Origin of the sequence: Bordetella sp. BOR01, assembly GCF_019218885.1 — a bacterium.
Classification (GTDB): domain Bacteria; phylum Pseudomonadota; class Gammaproteobacteria; order Burkholderiales; family Burkholderiaceae_B; genus Bordetella_A.
This window is the reverse complement of record NZ_JAHUWT010000002.1, coordinates 1,041,686-1,056,632: the sequence shown is the minus strand read 5'-3', so window position 1 is coordinate 1,056,632 and position 14,947 is coordinate 1,041,686. Positions and strand designations below refer to the sequence as shown.

The 14,947-nt window shown below is 64.8% G+C and carries 13 protein-coding genes; 12 read left to right on the top strand and 1 reads right to left on the bottom strand.

Annotated elements, in window-relative coordinates; translation table 11 throughout:
• Nucleotides 1–21 precede the first annotated feature (21 nt).
• The 5 genes from KW845_RS12735 to KW845_RS12715 all read left to right on the top strand — a co-directional run bounded on the left by KW845_RS12735 (nt 22) and on the right by KW845_RS12715 (nt 7,262).
• Nucleotides 22–2,019 carry a hydantoinase/oxoprolinase family protein gene (locus KW845_RS12735; RefSeq protein WP_218369580.1) on the top strand — a complete coding sequence of 666 codons (1,998 nt, stop codon included), beginning with the start codon at nt 22–24 and terminating at the stop codon, nt 2,017–2,019.
• Nucleotides 2,016–3,701 carry a hydantoinase B/oxoprolinase family protein gene (locus KW845_RS12730; protein WP_218369579.1) on the top strand — a complete coding sequence of 562 codons (1,686 nt, stop codon included), beginning with the start codon at nt 2,016–2,018 and terminating at the stop codon, nt 3,699–3,701. Before KW845_RS12735 ends, KW845_RS12730 begins: the two co-directional genes overlap by 4 nt.
• Before the next feature lie 14 nt (nt 3,702–3,715).
• A complete protein-coding gene (locus tag KW845_RS12725) occupies nt 3,716–4,390 on the top strand; it encodes an FMN-binding negative transcriptional regulator (protein ID WP_218369578.1) in 675 nt (224 codons plus the stop codon).
• A 49-nt stretch (nt 4,391–4,439) separates the two neighbouring features.
• Nucleotides 4,440–5,984 carry an acetolactate synthase large subunit gene (locus KW845_RS12720; protein WP_218370019.1) on the top strand — a complete coding sequence of 515 codons (1,545 nt, stop codon included), beginning with the start codon at nt 4,440–4,442 and terminating at the stop codon, nt 5,982–5,984.
• Nucleotides 5,985–6,110: 126 nt separating this feature from the next.
• Entirely contained in the window at nt 6,111–7,262 is a 1,152-nt protein-coding gene (locus KW845_RS12715) for a metallophosphoesterase (protein ID WP_218369577.1), read from the top strand.
• Between the two features lie 17 nt (nt 7,263–7,279).
• On the opposite strand, the gene KW845_RS12710 is transcribed toward KW845_RS12715, so the two are convergent.
• Nucleotides 7,280–8,191, bottom strand: a complete 912-nt coding sequence (locus KW845_RS12710) for a LysR family transcriptional regulator (protein WP_218369576.1) — start codon at nt 8,189–8,191, stop codon at nt 7,280–7,282.
• Nucleotides 8,192–8,334: 143 nt separating this feature from the next.
• Between KW845_RS12710 and KW845_RS12705 the strand changes: the two genes are divergently transcribed.
• The 7 genes from KW845_RS12705 (at nt 8,335) to KW845_RS12675 (ending at nt 14,895) form a co-directional block, all read left to right on the top strand.
• The gene (locus KW845_RS12705) at nt 8,335–9,066 is read left to right on the top strand and encodes an aspartate/glutamate racemase family protein (protein ID WP_218369575.1); all 732 of its coding nucleotides are present in this window, start codon (nt 8,335–8,337) and stop codon (nt 9,064–9,066) included.
• Between the two features lie 227 nt (nt 9,067–9,293).
• Nucleotides 9,294–10,007 carry a 5-oxoprolinase subunit PxpB gene (gene pxpB / locus KW845_RS12700; protein WP_218370018.1) on the top strand — a complete coding sequence of 238 codons (714 nt, stop codon included), beginning with the start codon at nt 9,294–9,296 and terminating at the stop codon, nt 10,005–10,007.
• Entirely contained in the window at nt 10,004–10,942 is a 939-nt protein-coding gene (locus KW845_RS12695; RefSeq protein ID WP_218369574.1) for a biotin-dependent carboxyltransferase family protein, read from the top strand. Before pxpB ends, KW845_RS12695 begins: the two co-directional genes overlap by 4 nt.
• A 34-nt stretch (nt 10,943–10,976) precedes the next feature.
• The gene (locus KW845_RS12690; RefSeq protein WP_218369573.1) at nt 10,977–11,792 is read left to right on the top strand and encodes a putative hydro-lyase; all 816 of its coding nucleotides are present in this window, start codon (nt 10,977–10,979) and stop codon (nt 11,790–11,792) included.
• A gap of 89 nt (nt 11,793–11,881) precedes the next feature.
• A complete protein-coding gene (dctP, locus tag KW845_RS12685; RefSeq protein ID WP_218369572.1) occupies nt 11,882–13,000 on the top strand; it encodes a TRAP transporter substrate-binding protein DctP in 1,119 nt (372 codons plus the stop codon).
• A 63-nt stretch (nt 13,001–13,063) separates the two neighbouring features.
• A complete protein-coding gene (locus KW845_RS12680) occupies nt 13,064–13,624 on the top strand; it encodes a TRAP transporter small permease subunit (protein WP_218369571.1) in 561 nt (186 codons plus the stop codon).
• Nucleotides 13,621–14,895, top strand: a complete 1,275-nt coding sequence (locus tag KW845_RS12675; protein ID WP_218369570.1) for a TRAP transporter large permease — start codon at nt 13,621–13,623, stop codon at nt 14,893–14,895. The genes KW845_RS12680 and KW845_RS12675 overlap by 4 nt, the downstream gene beginning before the upstream one ends.
• The last annotated feature ends 52 nt before the right edge of the window (nt 14,896–14,947 follow it).

Here is a 14,947-nt window from a genome sequence, read left to right as displayed (position 1 = left end):
GCTATCCACCAAGGGAACACCATGAAAGTTGGCGTAGAGATCGGAGGAACCTTCACCGATCTTGTCTGGCTGCAAAAAGACGGAACCGTCGTTACCGGCAAAGTACCGTCCACGCCTTCGGCGATTCACCAGGCAGTGATTGACGCGGTTCGCGCCGCGGACGTGACGCTGCCCAGGATATCGGAGTTTGCCCATGGCTCGACCGTGGCCACCAATGCGCTGCTGACGCGCCGCGGCGCATGCACGGGGCTGCTGGCCACCACGGGTTTCCGCGACATCATCGAGATCGGCACGCACGACCGGGTGGGCAATATCTACACCGCGTTCTACCACAAGCCGCGCGTACCGATTCCCCGCCGCCTGGTGCGCGAGATTCCTGAACGCATCGGCGCGGACGGAAGCGTGCTGCAACCGCTGGACGAAGACGCGGCCTGGCGGGAAGTGCAGGCGCTGATCGACGACGGCGCCGACTCCATTGCCATCTGCCTGCTGAACGCCTACCGCAACCCGGCGCATGAACGCCGGCTGGCCGCCTTGATTCACGAGCGTGCACCGCATGTTCATGTCTCGGCCAGCCATCAGGTGTCGCCGGAATTCCGCGAGTACGAGCGCACCGTCACCACCGCCGTGAACGCCTACGTCGGCCCGGTCGTCAAGGGCTACGTCGACAAGCTGGAAGCTGGCCTGCGCGACGACGGCTATCGCGGCGCGTTGCGCCTCATGCAATCGAACGGCGGCATCATGCCGGCGTCGGCGGCAGCCGCCAATGCGGTGCGCATGCTGCTGTCGGGGCCTGCCGCAGGCGTGCGCGCGGCGATCTGGTACGCCCAGCGCAATGATCTGCGCGACATCATTACGCTGGACATGGGAGGCACCAGCACAGACGTGGCGGTGGCCCCGGGACTGCAGGCACGGATCGTTCCCGAACTCTTCGTCGATGACCTGCCGATTCGCACCACCGCGGTGGATATGGCCACGGTCGGCGCGGGCGGCGGCAGCATTGCCTCGGTCGACCAGGGCGGCTTCCTGAATGTCGGCCCCGCCAGTGCGGGCGCCGTGCCGGGGCCGGCTTGCTACGACCGTGGCGGCATGCTGCCTACCGTCACCGACGCGCAGGTGATCGCCGGCATCCTGCGTCCGCAACGATTCTTCGGCGGGCGGATGGCGCTGCGCACCGACCTGGCGCGCCAGGCGCTGCAGTCGCTGAACCTGCCGGATGATGTGCACGGTGCGGCCGATGCCGTGCTGCGCATGGTCAACAGCAATATGGCGGCCGCGGTGCGCCTGGTGTCCACCGCGCGTGGCATCGATCCGCGCGACTTCACGCTGGTGGCGTATGGCGGCGGCGGGCCGGTGCACGGCGCCATGGTGGCCGACCAGGTCGGCATGCGTCGGGTGCTCGTGCCATGGGCGCCCGGCATCGGCAGCGCATTCGGCCTGCTGGTGGCCGACTTGATCGTCGATGTCGTCAAGGCCAGGGTAGAACCCCTGACCGACGCGTCGTTCGACACCAAGGCACGGCAGCAAATGCAGCAGATATGCGAAGAACACGCCGCGGCGTTGGAAATTCCCGCGGGCAGTTATGAGATCGAGATGGGCCTGGATCTGCGCTACGCCGGGCAGGGTTTCGAATTGACGGTGTGGCGCCAGGGCACGGACTGCACCGCGCAGGGCTTGCGGGAAGCATTTGAACAGTTGCACCGCCAGCAGTATGGCTACGCGCGGCAAGCGCTTGCGGTGCAGGTCGTGAACATGCGCGGGCGGGTCGTCCAGCGCAACCGCACCGAGCTGAAGACGCCTTTGGCCGCTTCGTCCGGCGCCAAGCCCGAGATCCAGGCCGTCATGCTCGACGGCCGCCGGCTGGGTGTCACGTTCCTGCCTCGCACCGACCTTCGGCCGGCCGAATCGATCGCAGGCCCGGCCGTCCTGGAAGAGGCAACCTCTACCGTCTTTGTGCCCGACGGCTGGCACTGCACCTGCCTGCCGACCGGCGACCTGCTACTGGAGAAGAAAGCATGACCACGGACCCGACGACGCTGGCCATTCTTGCCAACGCCATGCACGCCATCGCCGACGAGATGGGCGCCACGCTGGTGCGGTCGGCGTTTTCCACGATCGTGCGCGAAGCGCGCGATTGCGCTTGCGCGCTGCTGGACGCCGACGGAAACGTGGTCGCCCAGGCCGAAATGATCCCCATCCACAATGGCGGACTGAGCCTGGCGTTCAAGAAATCCGTCGCGCAATTGAATCTCGACCTGTCTACCGTCGGCCCGCAGCACGCCATCCTGCTCAACGATCCCTATGCGGGCGGCCAGCACCTGAACGACATCATCGTGTTCCAGCCCATCTTTCATGACGGCGAAATGATAGGCTGGGCCGGCAATACGGCGCACCATCTGGACATCGGCGGCGGCCGGGGCGCGGGTATCCATATCGACGCCAACGAACTCATCCAGGAAGGCGTGGTCATTCCCCCTTTGCTGCTGGAAGTCGAGCGCGATCTACGTGGCGGCCCCGTAGAGCGCCTGCTGTTCTCGAATGTGCGCACAGCGGAACTGGGGCGTGGCGATTTCTACGCGCAATTGGCGGCCAACCGGACCGGCATCGAACGCGTCCAGGACCTGGCCGCGCGCGTAGGAGCTTCCGTACTGCGCGAGGCAATGGCCGAAACGCTGGCGTATGCCGAACGCCGCATGCGCGCCGCCATTGCCGAAATCCCGGATGGCACATGGACGGGACAGGCATGCATCGACAATGATGTGCACGGCGATGAGCCACTGTATGTGCGGGTGAAGGTCAGTGTGGCGCAAGGAGGCATGACCCTCGACTTCACCGGCACGGCGCCCCAGGTCCGAAGCATGTTCAACAGTTCCGAGGCGTCGTCGCTGGCTTCGGCGATTTCCGCGGTGCGCAGCGTGCTGGCGGACAAGGACATCCCGGCCAACGATGGCTGCAACCGTGCCCTGACCATCCTGCTGCCACAGGGCTCCATACTGAATCCCGAGCCCGGCCGTCCGGTGCGTGCGCGCATTCTGGCGTCGTACCGCGTGCTGGATGCCGTGCACGATGCGCTGGCGCAGGCCATACCACCCAAAGTACCGGCCCAAGGATTCAATTCCACGACAGGGCTGTACCTGGTGCAGCGGCGCTCCGGCGGCGGCGTGCGCATCTACGCCGATGTACTGGGCGGCGGGTATGGCGCAGCACCCGACTACGATGGTGCGCACGCGCTTGCCGGCCTGCTCAGCTCCAGCCGCAACACGCCCGTCGAGGCCATCGAGCAGATCCACGATCAATTGCGCATGCTGCATTACCGGCTGGTGCCGGATTCCGCCGGCGCCGGACGGTTCCGCGGCGGCCTGGGCTTTTCCCGCGCCATCGAGGTGCTGGAAGAAGGGATCGAGCTGAGTTTCTATTCCGAGCATTTCCGCTACCCGCCGCGCGGCAAGGCCGGCGGGAAAGACGCCGCCTGCGCATCGCTGGTGGTGCGACGCGGCGGACAAGCCCTGAACCTGCCCAACCCGGGCGTCATGACCCTGCAGAAAGGCGACATCGTCGAACTGACGGTCGGCGGTGGGGCCGGCTGGGGCGACCCGGCCGAGCGCGGCGCCGAAGCGATCGCGGCCGATATCCGCGATGGGCTGATCACGCCGGCCTTCGCCGCGCGCCACTATCCGGCCGCGCGACTTCCTTCCCACTGAATCCAGGAGTACTTATGCTGTTCATTCCAGAGCGGTTTGCGTCATGGCCGCAGGCAGATGGCACACGGTTGGCCCAGCAATTGCGGTTCGGGCTGCTGGCCTCGGTGCTGGACGGAGAATTGCAGTTCTCGCACCTGCCCTTGCTGGTCGACGTACAGGACGAGCGTATCGTGCGCCTGCGCGGCCATTTTGCGCGCCAGAATCCGCACTGGCAGGCGCTGGCCCGGGATCCCCGCGCCACCATCGTCTTCAACGGGCCGAACGCCTACATATCGGCCCAATGGTTCAGCCCGGAATGCGAGGCCGCGCCCAGTTGGAACTATGTCGTGGTGCATGTGTCGGGCAAGGTTCGCCTGCTCGATACACCCGAGGAAACCGGCGCCATCATCGATGAGCTGGTTACCGTCAACGAGGCCGAACTGCCTCGACAATGGCAATTGTCCAACTACAACCCCGCCCGGCGCGCGCGGCTGCTGCCCCACATTCTGGGCTTTGCCCTGGACGTGGAGAAAGTCGAGCACAAGTTCAAATTGAATCAGCACTACGCGGATGCGGACAAACTGGGAACGGTGCACGGCCTGGAATCGCGCGGCACCGATGCGGCGCGCGCCATCGCGGCCTATATGCGCGCGTCGATCGGCCAGGCCGATACGCTGGGCGCCGATGTGACCCAGCATCTAGAGAAATGATGCCATGCACTCCCGCCATGCCGCCCCGCGCCCGGAGATTGCCGGCGCCATGACGGGCGCGGACGCGCTGTGCGCCACCCTGCTCGACCACGGTGTCGATACCTGCTTTGCCAACCCGGGAACATCGGAAATGCACTTCGTGGCGGCGCTGGACCGCCGCCCGGAAATGCGCTGCCTGCCGGGTTTGTTCGAGGGCGTCGTCACCGGCGCGGCCGACGGCTATGCGCGGATGGCGGGCAAGCCGGCCGCCACGCTGTTGCACATGGGGCCCGGCCTGGCCAATGGCCTGGCCAACCTGCACAATGCCAAGCGTGCCAGGACCATGATGGTCAACATCGTCGGCGAACATGCCACCCACCACCGGCCGTACGACGCCCCGCTGGCCAGCGATATCGAATCCCTGGCCAGGTCCGTGTCGCGCTGGGTGCGCACCATCCAGAGCGCGGATGACGTGGCGCGCGACACCGCCTGCGCCATCGCCCAGGCCAAGGCGCAGCATGGCATCAGCACGCTTGTCCTGCCCGCGGATTGCGCCTGGAATACAACTGGGCAACGGTCGGAACCGCTACCCGTGCCCGGTGCGGCCATGCCATCCGGCGCCACGATTGACGCCGCCGTCCGCGCCATTCGTTCGGGCCGGCCAACCCTGCTGTTGCTGGGCAACGGCGCGCTATGCGGCGAAGCCCTGGTAACCGCCGGCCGAATCGCCCAGGCTACCGGCGTGGCCATCATGGCCGACCCGCAGGCCGGCCGCATCGAGCGGGGTGCGGGACGCGTCCCCCTCGCCCGCCTGCCCCAAGGCGTGGACACCGCGATATCGGCACTGAAAAGCGTCGAGCAGCTGATCCTGGTGGGCGCCCGCGCACCAGTATGTTTTTTTGCCTATCCGGGCCGGCCCGGCCGGCCCACGCCCGAAGACTGTATCGTCCATACACTGGCGGCCCCGGCGGGTGCCGCCGCCGCGGCCCTGCAGGCCCTGGCTGCGGCCTTGGGGGTAGGCGCCCGTGCGCAACCGGAATTCCAGAAGCTGGACAGGCCCGCGGTGCCCGCCGGACGGTTGACCAGCGAGGCGGTCATGGCCACCGTGGCCGCCCTGATGCCGGAAAACGCCATCGTGTGCGATGAATCCATCACGGCCGGCCAACACTTGGAACGTCTCCTGCGCGGCGCTCCGGCCCACGACTACTTGCCGCTGACGGGCGGCGCCATCGGTATCGGCCTGCCGCTGGCGCTGGGCGCCGCGGTGGCCTGCCCGGAACGCAAAGTGATCTGCCTGCAAGCCGACGGCAGCGGCATGTACACCGTGCAAGCCCTGTGGACCCAGGCACGCGAAGGCCTGGACGTCGTGAACGTGATACTGGCCAATCGCTCTTACGAGATTTTGCGCGGCGAACTGCGCCGCGTGGGCGCGGGCGACCCCGGCCGCAATGCCCGCCGCATGCTTGATATCGACGATCCTGCGCTGGATTGGGTGTCGATGGCGCGCGGAATGGGCATGGAGGCCGCACGCGTAGAGACGCCGCGGGCCCTCGCCGACGTGCTGCGCTCGGCGTTCGGACGGGCGGGGCCGATGTTGATCGAAGCGCGCGTGTGATTCGGGCCCGGCAATCGGCATGGCGGCATCCTGCGGCAAGCGCGTAATATTGCACACTGTTTCAATCCTGCCGCCGCCCTTGCGCCCTTGCCCCTTGCAATGCGTGCAACGGCGCAAGCCCCGCCGATGTCCAGATTCTCGTTTGTCCTGCGCCTGATGGCCGTTGTCGCGGCCGCCCATGTCTATGTCGGCCTGCGCCTGATCCCCGACCTGGCCTTGCCCGGCAGCCAGCAATGGGTTGGCGTGATGGCCCTGGTGCTGTCCGGCATCCTGATGCCCGTGTCGCTGGTGATCCGCCCCTTTGCCGCGCGTCCCTGGGCCGACTGGGTTGCCGGTATCGGACTGGTGGTCATGGGCCTGTTTTCGTCCATCTTCGTGCTCACCCTGCTGCGCGATGTGGTGCTGGCCGCCGTGCTGACGGCGGGCACGCTGGCCTCTGCCAAGCTGCCCTTGCCCGCGCTCAAGGCCGACAGCGCGCTCGCGGTGCTGGTGCTGGCCTTGGGCGCCACCTTGCTGGGCGCCTTCAACGCCAGGCGCCTGGCGCGCGTAGTGCGTGTCGATGTGCCCATTGCCGGCCTGCCGCCCGCGCTGCACGGATTCACCATCGCCCAGATCAGCGATATCCATGTGGGGCCCACCATCAAGCGGGGCTATGTGCAGCATATCGTCCAGGCCGTCAATGCCCTGCGGCCCGACCTGATCGCCATCACCGGAGACGTGGTCGACGGCCCCGTTGCGCAACTGGCGCCGCACACCCAGCCACTGGGCGAACTGGCCGCGCGCCACGGCGCGTACCTGGTCACGGGCAACCATGAATACTATTCCGGCGCCGACCACTGGGTGGCAGAGTTTCGCCGTATGGGCCTGCACGTATTGATGAACGAGCACGTCGTGCTGCGCCACGACGGCACGCCGCTGGTGGTAGCCGGAGTCACCGACTACAGTGCGGGCGCGTTCGACCCCGCGCAAGCCAGCAACCCCGCGGCTGCGCTGGCCGGTGCACCGGCCGGCGCCATCAGCCTGCTGCTGGCGCACCAGCCTCGCAGCGCTGGCGCGGCCGCCGCGGCCGGCTACAGGCTGCAGTTGTCGGGCCATACGCACGGCGGCCAGTTCCTGCCCTGGAATCTTTTCGTGCGCTTTCAGCAGCCATTCACCGCCGGCCTGCGCCGCTTCGAGGACATGTGGGTCTACACCAGCCGGGGCACTGGCTATTGGGGGCCGCCCAAGCGCCTGGGCGCGCCGTCGGAAATCACCTTGCTGCGGCTGATCGCCGGCTGACCCGCGGCAGATACGCGTCAGGCCGGCTTGTTGCAGCGCTGGATCAATTGCGAATCCATCAGCGCCTCGCGCGCCATGTCGGCGATGCTCTCGGATACCCGTACATCGCCGATAAGCGGGAACGAGGCATAGATGGCCAGTGGCGGCACCGGTCGGTCGACCTCAAGAATGTCGATGCTGTCGTCAGCCAACTCGCGCCCCAGGATGGCCCGCGGCAGAATGGCCACTGCCGTGCCCGACATCACCAGGCGCAGCATGACCGCCAGCGAGTTGCATGAGTTGACGCGCGGAGGCGATACGCGCGCGCCTGCGAACCACGACATATTGAGCGCATGCAGCGCCGAAGGTGCCGGGACGGTCAGCACCGGCATGCGCGCGATGTCGGCCGCGGTCAGCGGCGCCTTCGGCCCGGCTTTTCCTTTCGCGCTTACCCAGATCATTTCGGATTCACCGAGCAGTACATCGCGGATATGCGGATGCGCCCCGGGATCGGTTGAAATGGCGAAATCCAGTCCGCCAGCACACAACCTTCCGCGCAGTATGGATCCGACATCGACGCTCAGCTCGACTTGCAACGACGGATAGCGCTGGCCAAGGCCGGCAAGAAACGCCGCCAGGCCGGACAGCGCGGCGGACTCGTTCGTGCCCAGCCGCAACAGGCCGCGCATGGGCGTGGCGTCGTCGGCCAGGACGTCATCGGTCAGGTCAAGCAGCCGGGTGGCCTTGTTCAGGAACGATGCGCCTTTCGGGGTCAGGGCCGCGCCTTTCGCATCGCGCTCGAAAAGCCGGTAGCCCAATGCGCTTTCCAGTTCGTGTATGCGCGCGGAAACCGTGGGCTGCGTCAGATGCAGATGCCGGGACGCCGCGTGGAAGCTCTTCAGGCGAGCAACCCAGTAAAAGGTCTCTATCTGGGTTAGGGAAATCTTCATGATAGAAATTGACCACGGCCCGCTTGAGAATTTTGATTACCCTCCCGCCGCACATGCCATATAGGATGGGGACAGCACTTGCACAAAAGTGTACCAAAGCGTTCACCGTTCACGGACGCAAGGACCGGACGGAGAAGATAGACATGGTTCCAAAGCGTATCGGCATTCTGATTCCTTCGACCAACACCTCGGTGGAAGCAGATTTTCAGCGGCTGCTGTCCGACGCGGTAACCGTGCATAGCGAACGCCTGTACATCCCGGATGGCACCATGACCGAAGCGTCTCTGGACCTGATGAATCGCGATCTCCAGGAAAAAGCGGCGCTGCTGGCCACGGCCAGGATAGACGTGATCGCCTACGCCTGCACTTCCGGCAGCTTTTATCGCGGGGCAAGCTGGGATGAACAAGTCAGGGATTCCATCGAACAGCGCACCGGCGTGCCATGCGTGACCACGAGCACGGCGGTATCAAGGGCGTTCCGGGCGCTGGACGTTCATGCCATCTCTGTCATGACCCCCTACCCGGACTGGACCAACCGGAAACTCGCCGCGTACTACGCCGCGCAGGGGCTGGACGTCAAGGCAGTACATGGCGACGCACGTGCCGCCGCGGACGGTCATCGGGCCATCAACGACCAGGACCCGGCGCAGATTGCGAAGTTCGCCCTAGACCATTTCGACCGCGATGCGCAGGCGCTGTTCTGTTCGTGCACCGCCTGGCGATCGCTGGAATGCGTACAAACGCTCGAAGCATCATTGAAAGTGCCCGTCGTGACGTCGAACCAGGCGACGATCTGGGCAACGTTGCATACCATCGGCAGCCTCGACAAGGCGAGACCGGCAGGCCGCTTGTTCTCGGTGCAGCCCGCCCAATGATGCAGCACGACATGCATGCCAACGGTGCGCAGGCGCCGCGGCCTGCACCATCCTGGCCCCGGAGACGCTGAACTGCGACATCAGGACGAATCAGTCTTCAAGGAGTAAGTATTAATAAATCCGTCGATGAACGGCGGAAAAGGGGAATACTTGTGACAACACTGGCGAACAACGCCGGCTGCAGCAGTGCGGCCGATGATAGCCGCAAGGCAGTACCCGCATGGCGCATGCAGCCCTGCGGCGACCGCTGCCTGGTCGTGGCGTTCGATGAAACAGACGTCGCGCTGTCGAACGCCGCCGCCTGCCGGTTGGCGAGCCTGCTGCTGGATGCGCAGTTGCCCGGCGTGGGCGACATCGTGCCATCCATGGCCGCGGTAGGCGTGCACTACGATCCGGCGGCCGTGGCGGTGAACCAGCCAGAAGCCCGCCCCTGGGATACCCTGGCGCGGCAGGTCGAAGCCCTGATGTCCAGCATGCAGCTGGCAGGCAATGCATCTGCCCGCGAGATCGTCCTGCCCGTCTGCTACGGCGGCGAATACGGCGAAGACCTGGAAGAGGTGGCACGCACCTGCGGCCTGACACCAGACCAGGTGATCGGCATCCATAGCGGCACGCCCGTCAGCGTCTTGATGCTGGGCTTTGCCCCGGGCCACCCTTATATCGGCATGTTCGACCAGCGCCTGTCCATCGGGCGACGGGCGACGCCGCGCACAGCGGTACCGCGTGGATCGATCGGCCTGGCCAACCGGCAATCAGTCATCTATCCCACGGTGCTGCCCGGCGGCTGGAGCCTGATTGGCCGCACTCCCCTTACGCTGTTCTCTGCCCATCGCGACGTACCCTGCCTGCTCAACGCGGGCGACCTCATCCGGTTCAAGCCGATCACGGCAAGCGAATTCGCCGCAATCGAACGCGAACAGCAACAGGAGGACGGGCAATGAGCATCCAGGTCATCAAGCCAGGCATGTACTCCACCTTCCAGGACCTGGGGCGCACCGGCTACCAGCGCTACGGCGTTCCCGTGAATGGTGCGATGGACGAGCGTGCCCACCGCATTGCCAATCTCTTGGTCGGCAATGCACCGCGCATGGCCACGCTCGAGCTCACCCTGATGGGCCCCACGCTCGTCTTTGACGCGGCCGCGACGATTGCCATAAGCGGCGCCGATCTCAGCCCGGCGCTGGATCGCGAGGCGGTGCCGATGAACCGCGCGGTGGATGTGCCTGCCGGCGCCACGCTGTCCTTCGGCCGCCGCCAGACGGGTTTGCGCGCCTACCTGGCCGTACATGGCGGCTACGACCTGCCCCTGGTCATGGATAGCGCCAGCACAAACGCCCGGGCGCGCTTCGGGGGGCTAGGAGGAATGCCGCTGCGCAAGAACGATGTCGTCGGCCTGGCCACGCCAGGCGTCCTGGCACCGCATGGTGCGGCGCCGGCCTTCCCCGACGATGTCGTTCCCGCGTGCGACGCCCCTGTGCGCGTGATGCAAGGACGGGAATGGTCGCAGTTTTCCAAGGCCGCGCAGCGCGGTCTGCTGGAAAACGGCTATGCGATCACCCCACAGTCCGATCGCATGGGCTACCGCTTGTCGGGACCGGCGCTGCGGCTGGCCGCGCCGCGCGAGATGCTGTCGGAAACCGTTGCGTTCGGCACGATCCAGGTCCCGTCCGATGGGAATCCCATCATCCTGATGGCGGATCGCGGAACAAGTGGCGGATATCCACGTATCGCCAACGTGATCACGGTCGACCTTCCCCGTCTGGCGCAAATGATGCCGGGCGAGATCCTGCGCTTTCAGTGCGTGAGCCTGGATCAGGCCCACGCGCTGGCCATACGCCAGGCCCGGCTGCTGCGCGACGCATTGCGCGCGGCTTGAAACCGGGCCCTTTCATCTACAGGAGGCGCAAGCCATGGACTTGCATAAGAATGTCATTCGGCTGCCGCAATGGGCAGCCACGCCCGCCGGCGTCCGAGCGCAAGCACGCCAAGGCCTGTTCAACGGCAATACCAGCGGCATGGCGCCTGGTTATGGCCAGGGCAACCTGGTGATCCTGCCCAAAAGCTGGGCAGAGGATTTCTACGGCTATTGCCAGGCCAACCCCACCCCTTGCCCCTTGATCGGCATGACCGAACCCGGCAAGGCCGCGGTGCCCATGCTGGGCAACGATATCGACCTCAGAACCGACCTGCCGCGCTATCGCGTATGGCGCGATGGCGAACTCGTGGAAGAGATCGATGACGTCACCGCGCTGTGGCAGGACGATTTCGTGGGTTTCGTGCTGGGATGCTCCCTGTCATTCGAGTATGCACTCGAGCAAGCCGGCCTGCGCGTACGGCATGTGGACGAAGGGAAGATTGTGCCGATGTTCCACAGCTCGATCCAGACCAGGCGTGTCGGCGTCTTCCATGGCCCCATGGTGGTCTCGATGCGGCCTTATACGCCCGAACAGGCCCGAGTTGCCTATGACGTTTGCGGCGGTCTTCCAGGAGCGCATGGCGCCCCTGTGCACATGGGCGATCCGGCCGCCATAGGCATCGCCGACGTGAATCGCCCCGACGAAGGCGAGCCCACCGAAATCCGGCCAGGTGAAGTGCCGATATTCTGGGGCTGCGGCGTAACCCCCCAGGCCGCGGCCATTCTTGCCAGGCCACCGATTGTCATTACCCACGCCCCGGGACACATGCTGATTGGCGATGTTCCGGTCGAACAATTGCGCCTGATTTAGGCCGTACACGGGCCCGTGGGCTCCCCGCTGTTATCACTTGGTTCCGCCGCCCTGCCTCGCGCACGCGGTTACACAACAAAGGAATGGAAATGAAGCAGACTCACAGACAACTTCTTTCTGCCGTGGCCGTGGCGCTTGCCGCACTGGCGACAACGGCTGTACGCGCGCAAGCCGATACCAAGGCCGAACTGATTTCCCTTGCTCAGGAAATGCAGCCGTTCTCGATGCGCGTCCTCGGCCCGCCGGTGGGCACCGCGGAATGGTCGTTCGTCGTAAAGCCCTTCTGGAACGAGACAGTCAAGGAACTCAGCGCCGGCAAGGTAACCGCCACACTGAATAGCGTCACCGACATCAACGCGCAACCCTCGGATGCGCTGCAACTGATCTCCCAGGGCACTTTCGACATGGCAAACATGGTCGCCAACTATGGTTCTGGCGACGTCCCGACGCTGGACGGCTTCGACCTGGCTGGCGTGGCCACTTCGATCGACAGCATCAAGAAGGTGCTTGCCGCCTACGAACCCGCTGCCGAAGCGGCCCTGCAGAAGCGCTACCGCGTGAACTTGCTTGGCGCCGGCATGTCGGGCGCGCAAACTTTCTTCTGCAAGGGCGACGTGAAAACCGTCGACGACCTGAAGGGCAAGAAGGTGCGGGTCAGCTCGAGCACGCTTTCCGAACTGGTGCAGGGCCTGGGCGCGGCCCCCGTCACCATGGCTTTCGGGGAACTGGTGCCAGCCCTGCAGCGCGGCGTGATCGACTGCGTGATCACGGGCACCATGTCCGGCAACACCGCCAAGCTGTACGAGGTTTCGGACACCATGTTTACCCTTATCGCAGGCTGGGCGCCCACCATCCAGGTCATCAACAGCAAGAGCCTGGCCAAGCTGGACGATGCCCAGCGCCAGTGGTTGACCAAGGCTGTCGATTACTACTATCGCAGCATCAGCGACGCGATCCAGGCCAGGAATGTCAATGAAGGGATCTGGTGCAATACCGCCGACAAGCGTTGCACGATGATCGGCCAGGCGGGGGTCACGCCGGGCGATATGAAACTTGTCGAGCCCAGCAGCGAAGACCTGGCCAAGGTGCGCGAAGTCGTGCAACAGAGTGTCTTGCCTCAGTACGGCAAGGCATGCGGCAAAGACTGCGCTGCCGCGTGGAACGACTCCGTCGGCAAGGTCGTCGACATGCAGATTCCTGTCCAGTAACCCAACGTCGAATTGCCCCCATTCCGGCAACGCATCGGAATGGCGGGCAGAACGGGAGTCATCATGCCTTTCATCACCAATGCCAGAACCCTGCTCGAGCGCCTTTCCCGCAATGTCGCCCTGGCTGGCCTGTATGTCTTGTTCGCTACGGCACTGCTGGTCAGTACCGACGTACTGGTTCGCAAGGTCTTCGGCATCGCATTCGTCGGCGCCGACGAGCTCGCGGGTTATGCGCTGGCACTGGCCACCAGCTGGGCCTTGTCGTACGCGTTTTTCGAGGGCAGCCATATACGGGTAAATGTTCTGCACATGACACTGGCGCCCCGCCCCAAGGCCTGGCTAGATCTCCTGGCCGTGCTGGTGACGGCGGTCCTGATCGGGATCCTGGCGTGGCAGGTCTGGATCATTGCCTTCGACTCGTGGACATTCGATGCGGTATCAAACACGCCGCTGCGCGTGCCCATGTGGATTCCACAGTTCATTTTCCTGGCCGGTGTCCTGCTTTTCTTTGTTTCCGCGGCACTGGTATTGCTGGAGAGCCTGAGTCTGGTCCTGCAAGGCAAGTATGAAGAGACGATAAAGCTCATAGAAGAAAACGAGCAGTCCGGGGAGTACACGCTATGACCATCGGTATCGCCTTCATATTGGGCGCGTTCATTCTTTTCTTTGCGGGCTTGCCCATCTTTTCGGTCATAGGCCTGGGCGCACTGGCGGTAGGACTGATATCTCCGGTTCCCATCGTGGATTCGCTGGGGATGACGGCCTGGGCCCAGTCGCAGAATTATGTACTGATCTCGGTGCCCTTGTTCATCATGCTAGGCGAGATCTTCGTGCGCAGCGGCATTGCCGGCGAAATGTACGACGCAGTGGCGCCGTGGCTGAACAAGATGCCCGGCAGGCTGATGCAGACCAACGTCGCCACCAGCGCCATCTTTGCCGCCACCTCGGGATCCAGCCTGGCCACGGCGGCCACGATAGGCTCGATCGCCATTCCCCAGATCAAACTGCACGGCTACAACGAAAGGCTGTTCCTGGGAAGCATCGCCGCCGGCGGCACGCTGGGCATTCTTATTCCGCCATCCATCAATCTGATCGTGTACGGCAGCATCACCAACACTTCGATCCCGGAACTCTACCTCGCCGGTATCGTGCCAGGGCTGATCTTGACGGCCCTCTTCATGTTGGTGACCACCGTGCTCTGCATCATGCGGCCGGAATGGAGCGGCGAAGAGATCAAGACCGATTGGCGCATGCGCATCGCCACGCTGCCGAAGCTGCTGCCGCCTTTGGGACTGTTCCTGGTGGTCGTGGGGTCCATCTATGCCGGTATCGCCACGCCAACCGAAGCGGCTGCGCTGGGCGTCATCGCAACCCTGGTCCTGGGGCTGGCAAGAGGCCGGATGTCGTTCAGGATCCTGAATTCGGCGCTGCTTGCCACGGCCAAGACCAACGCCATCCTGATGATCATCATCATCTTCGCGGCGCTGCTGAACTTCGCCCTGGGCTTGATCGGGTTCTCCCGGCTGCTCGAGAGTTTCGTGCTGGGACTGGAGCTCAGCACGTACTCTATCGTTCTCCTGGTCGTGCTGATCTACCTGATCCTGGGGTGCTTTCTGGAAGGCCTGTCGCTAACTGTGCTGACCGTGCCGGTGCTCGCGCCCATCATGGCCAAACTGGGCTTTGATCCGGTCTGGTTCGGCATCATGGTGATCCTGGTTACCGAAGCGGGCCTCATCACGCCGCCGGTCGGCATGAACTGCTACGTCGTGCAGGCAACGCGCGGCCGCGGATCGCTCATGGATGTCTTCATCGGCGTTTCGCCCTATCTGCTCGCCCTGCTTACGTTGGTGGGCATCATCATCGTGTGGCCCGAAGTCGCACTCTGGTATCGATAAACCGTCACTTACCAAGGAAGGCCAGCGGATGCGCGCATCGCTGGCCCCCGGA

Coding starts and splice junctions, on each gene's coding strand:
- KW845_RS12735 (WP_218369580.1), top strand. CDS start 22: ATGAAAGTTGGCGTAGAGATCGGAGGAACCTTCACCGATCTTGTCTGG.
- KW845_RS12730 (WP_218369579.1), top strand. CDS start 2,016: ATGACCACGGACCCGACGACGCTGGCCATTCTTGCCAACGCCATGCAC.
- KW845_RS12725 (WP_218369578.1), top strand. CDS start 3,716: ATGCTGTTCATTCCAGAGCGGTTTGCGTCATGGCCGCAGGCAGATGGC.
- KW845_RS12720 (WP_218370019.1), top strand. CDS start 4,440: ATGACGGGCGCGGACGCGCTGTGCGCCACCCTGCTCGACCACGGTGTC.
- KW845_RS12715 (WP_218369577.1), top strand. CDS start 6,111: ATGTCCAGATTCTCGTTTGTCCTGCGCCTGATGGCCGTTGTCGCGGCC.
- KW845_RS12710 (WP_218369576.1), bottom strand. CDS start 8,191: ATGAAGATTTCCCTAACCCAGATAGAGACCTTTTACTGGGTTGCTCGC.
- KW845_RS12705 (WP_218369575.1), top strand. CDS start 8,335: ATGGTTCCAAAGCGTATCGGCATTCTGATTCCTTCGACCAACACCTCG.
- pxpB (WP_218370018.1), top strand. CDS start 9,294: ATGCAGCCCTGCGGCGACCGCTGCCTGGTCGTGGCGTTCGATGAAACA.
- KW845_RS12695 (WP_218369574.1), top strand. CDS start 10,004: ATGAGCATCCAGGTCATCAAGCCAGGCATGTACTCCACCTTCCAGGAC.
- KW845_RS12690 (WP_218369573.1), top strand. CDS start 10,977: ATGGACTTGCATAAGAATGTCATTCGGCTGCCGCAATGGGCAGCCACG.
- dctP (WP_218369572.1), top strand. CDS start 11,882: ATGAAGCAGACTCACAGACAACTTCTTTCTGCCGTGGCCGTGGCGCTT.
- KW845_RS12680 (WP_218369571.1), top strand. CDS start 13,064: ATGCCTTTCATCACCAATGCCAGAACCCTGCTCGAGCGCCTTTCCCGC.
- KW845_RS12675 (WP_218369570.1), top strand. CDS start 13,621: ATGACCATCGGTATCGCCTTCATATTGGGCGCGTTCATTCTTTTCTTT.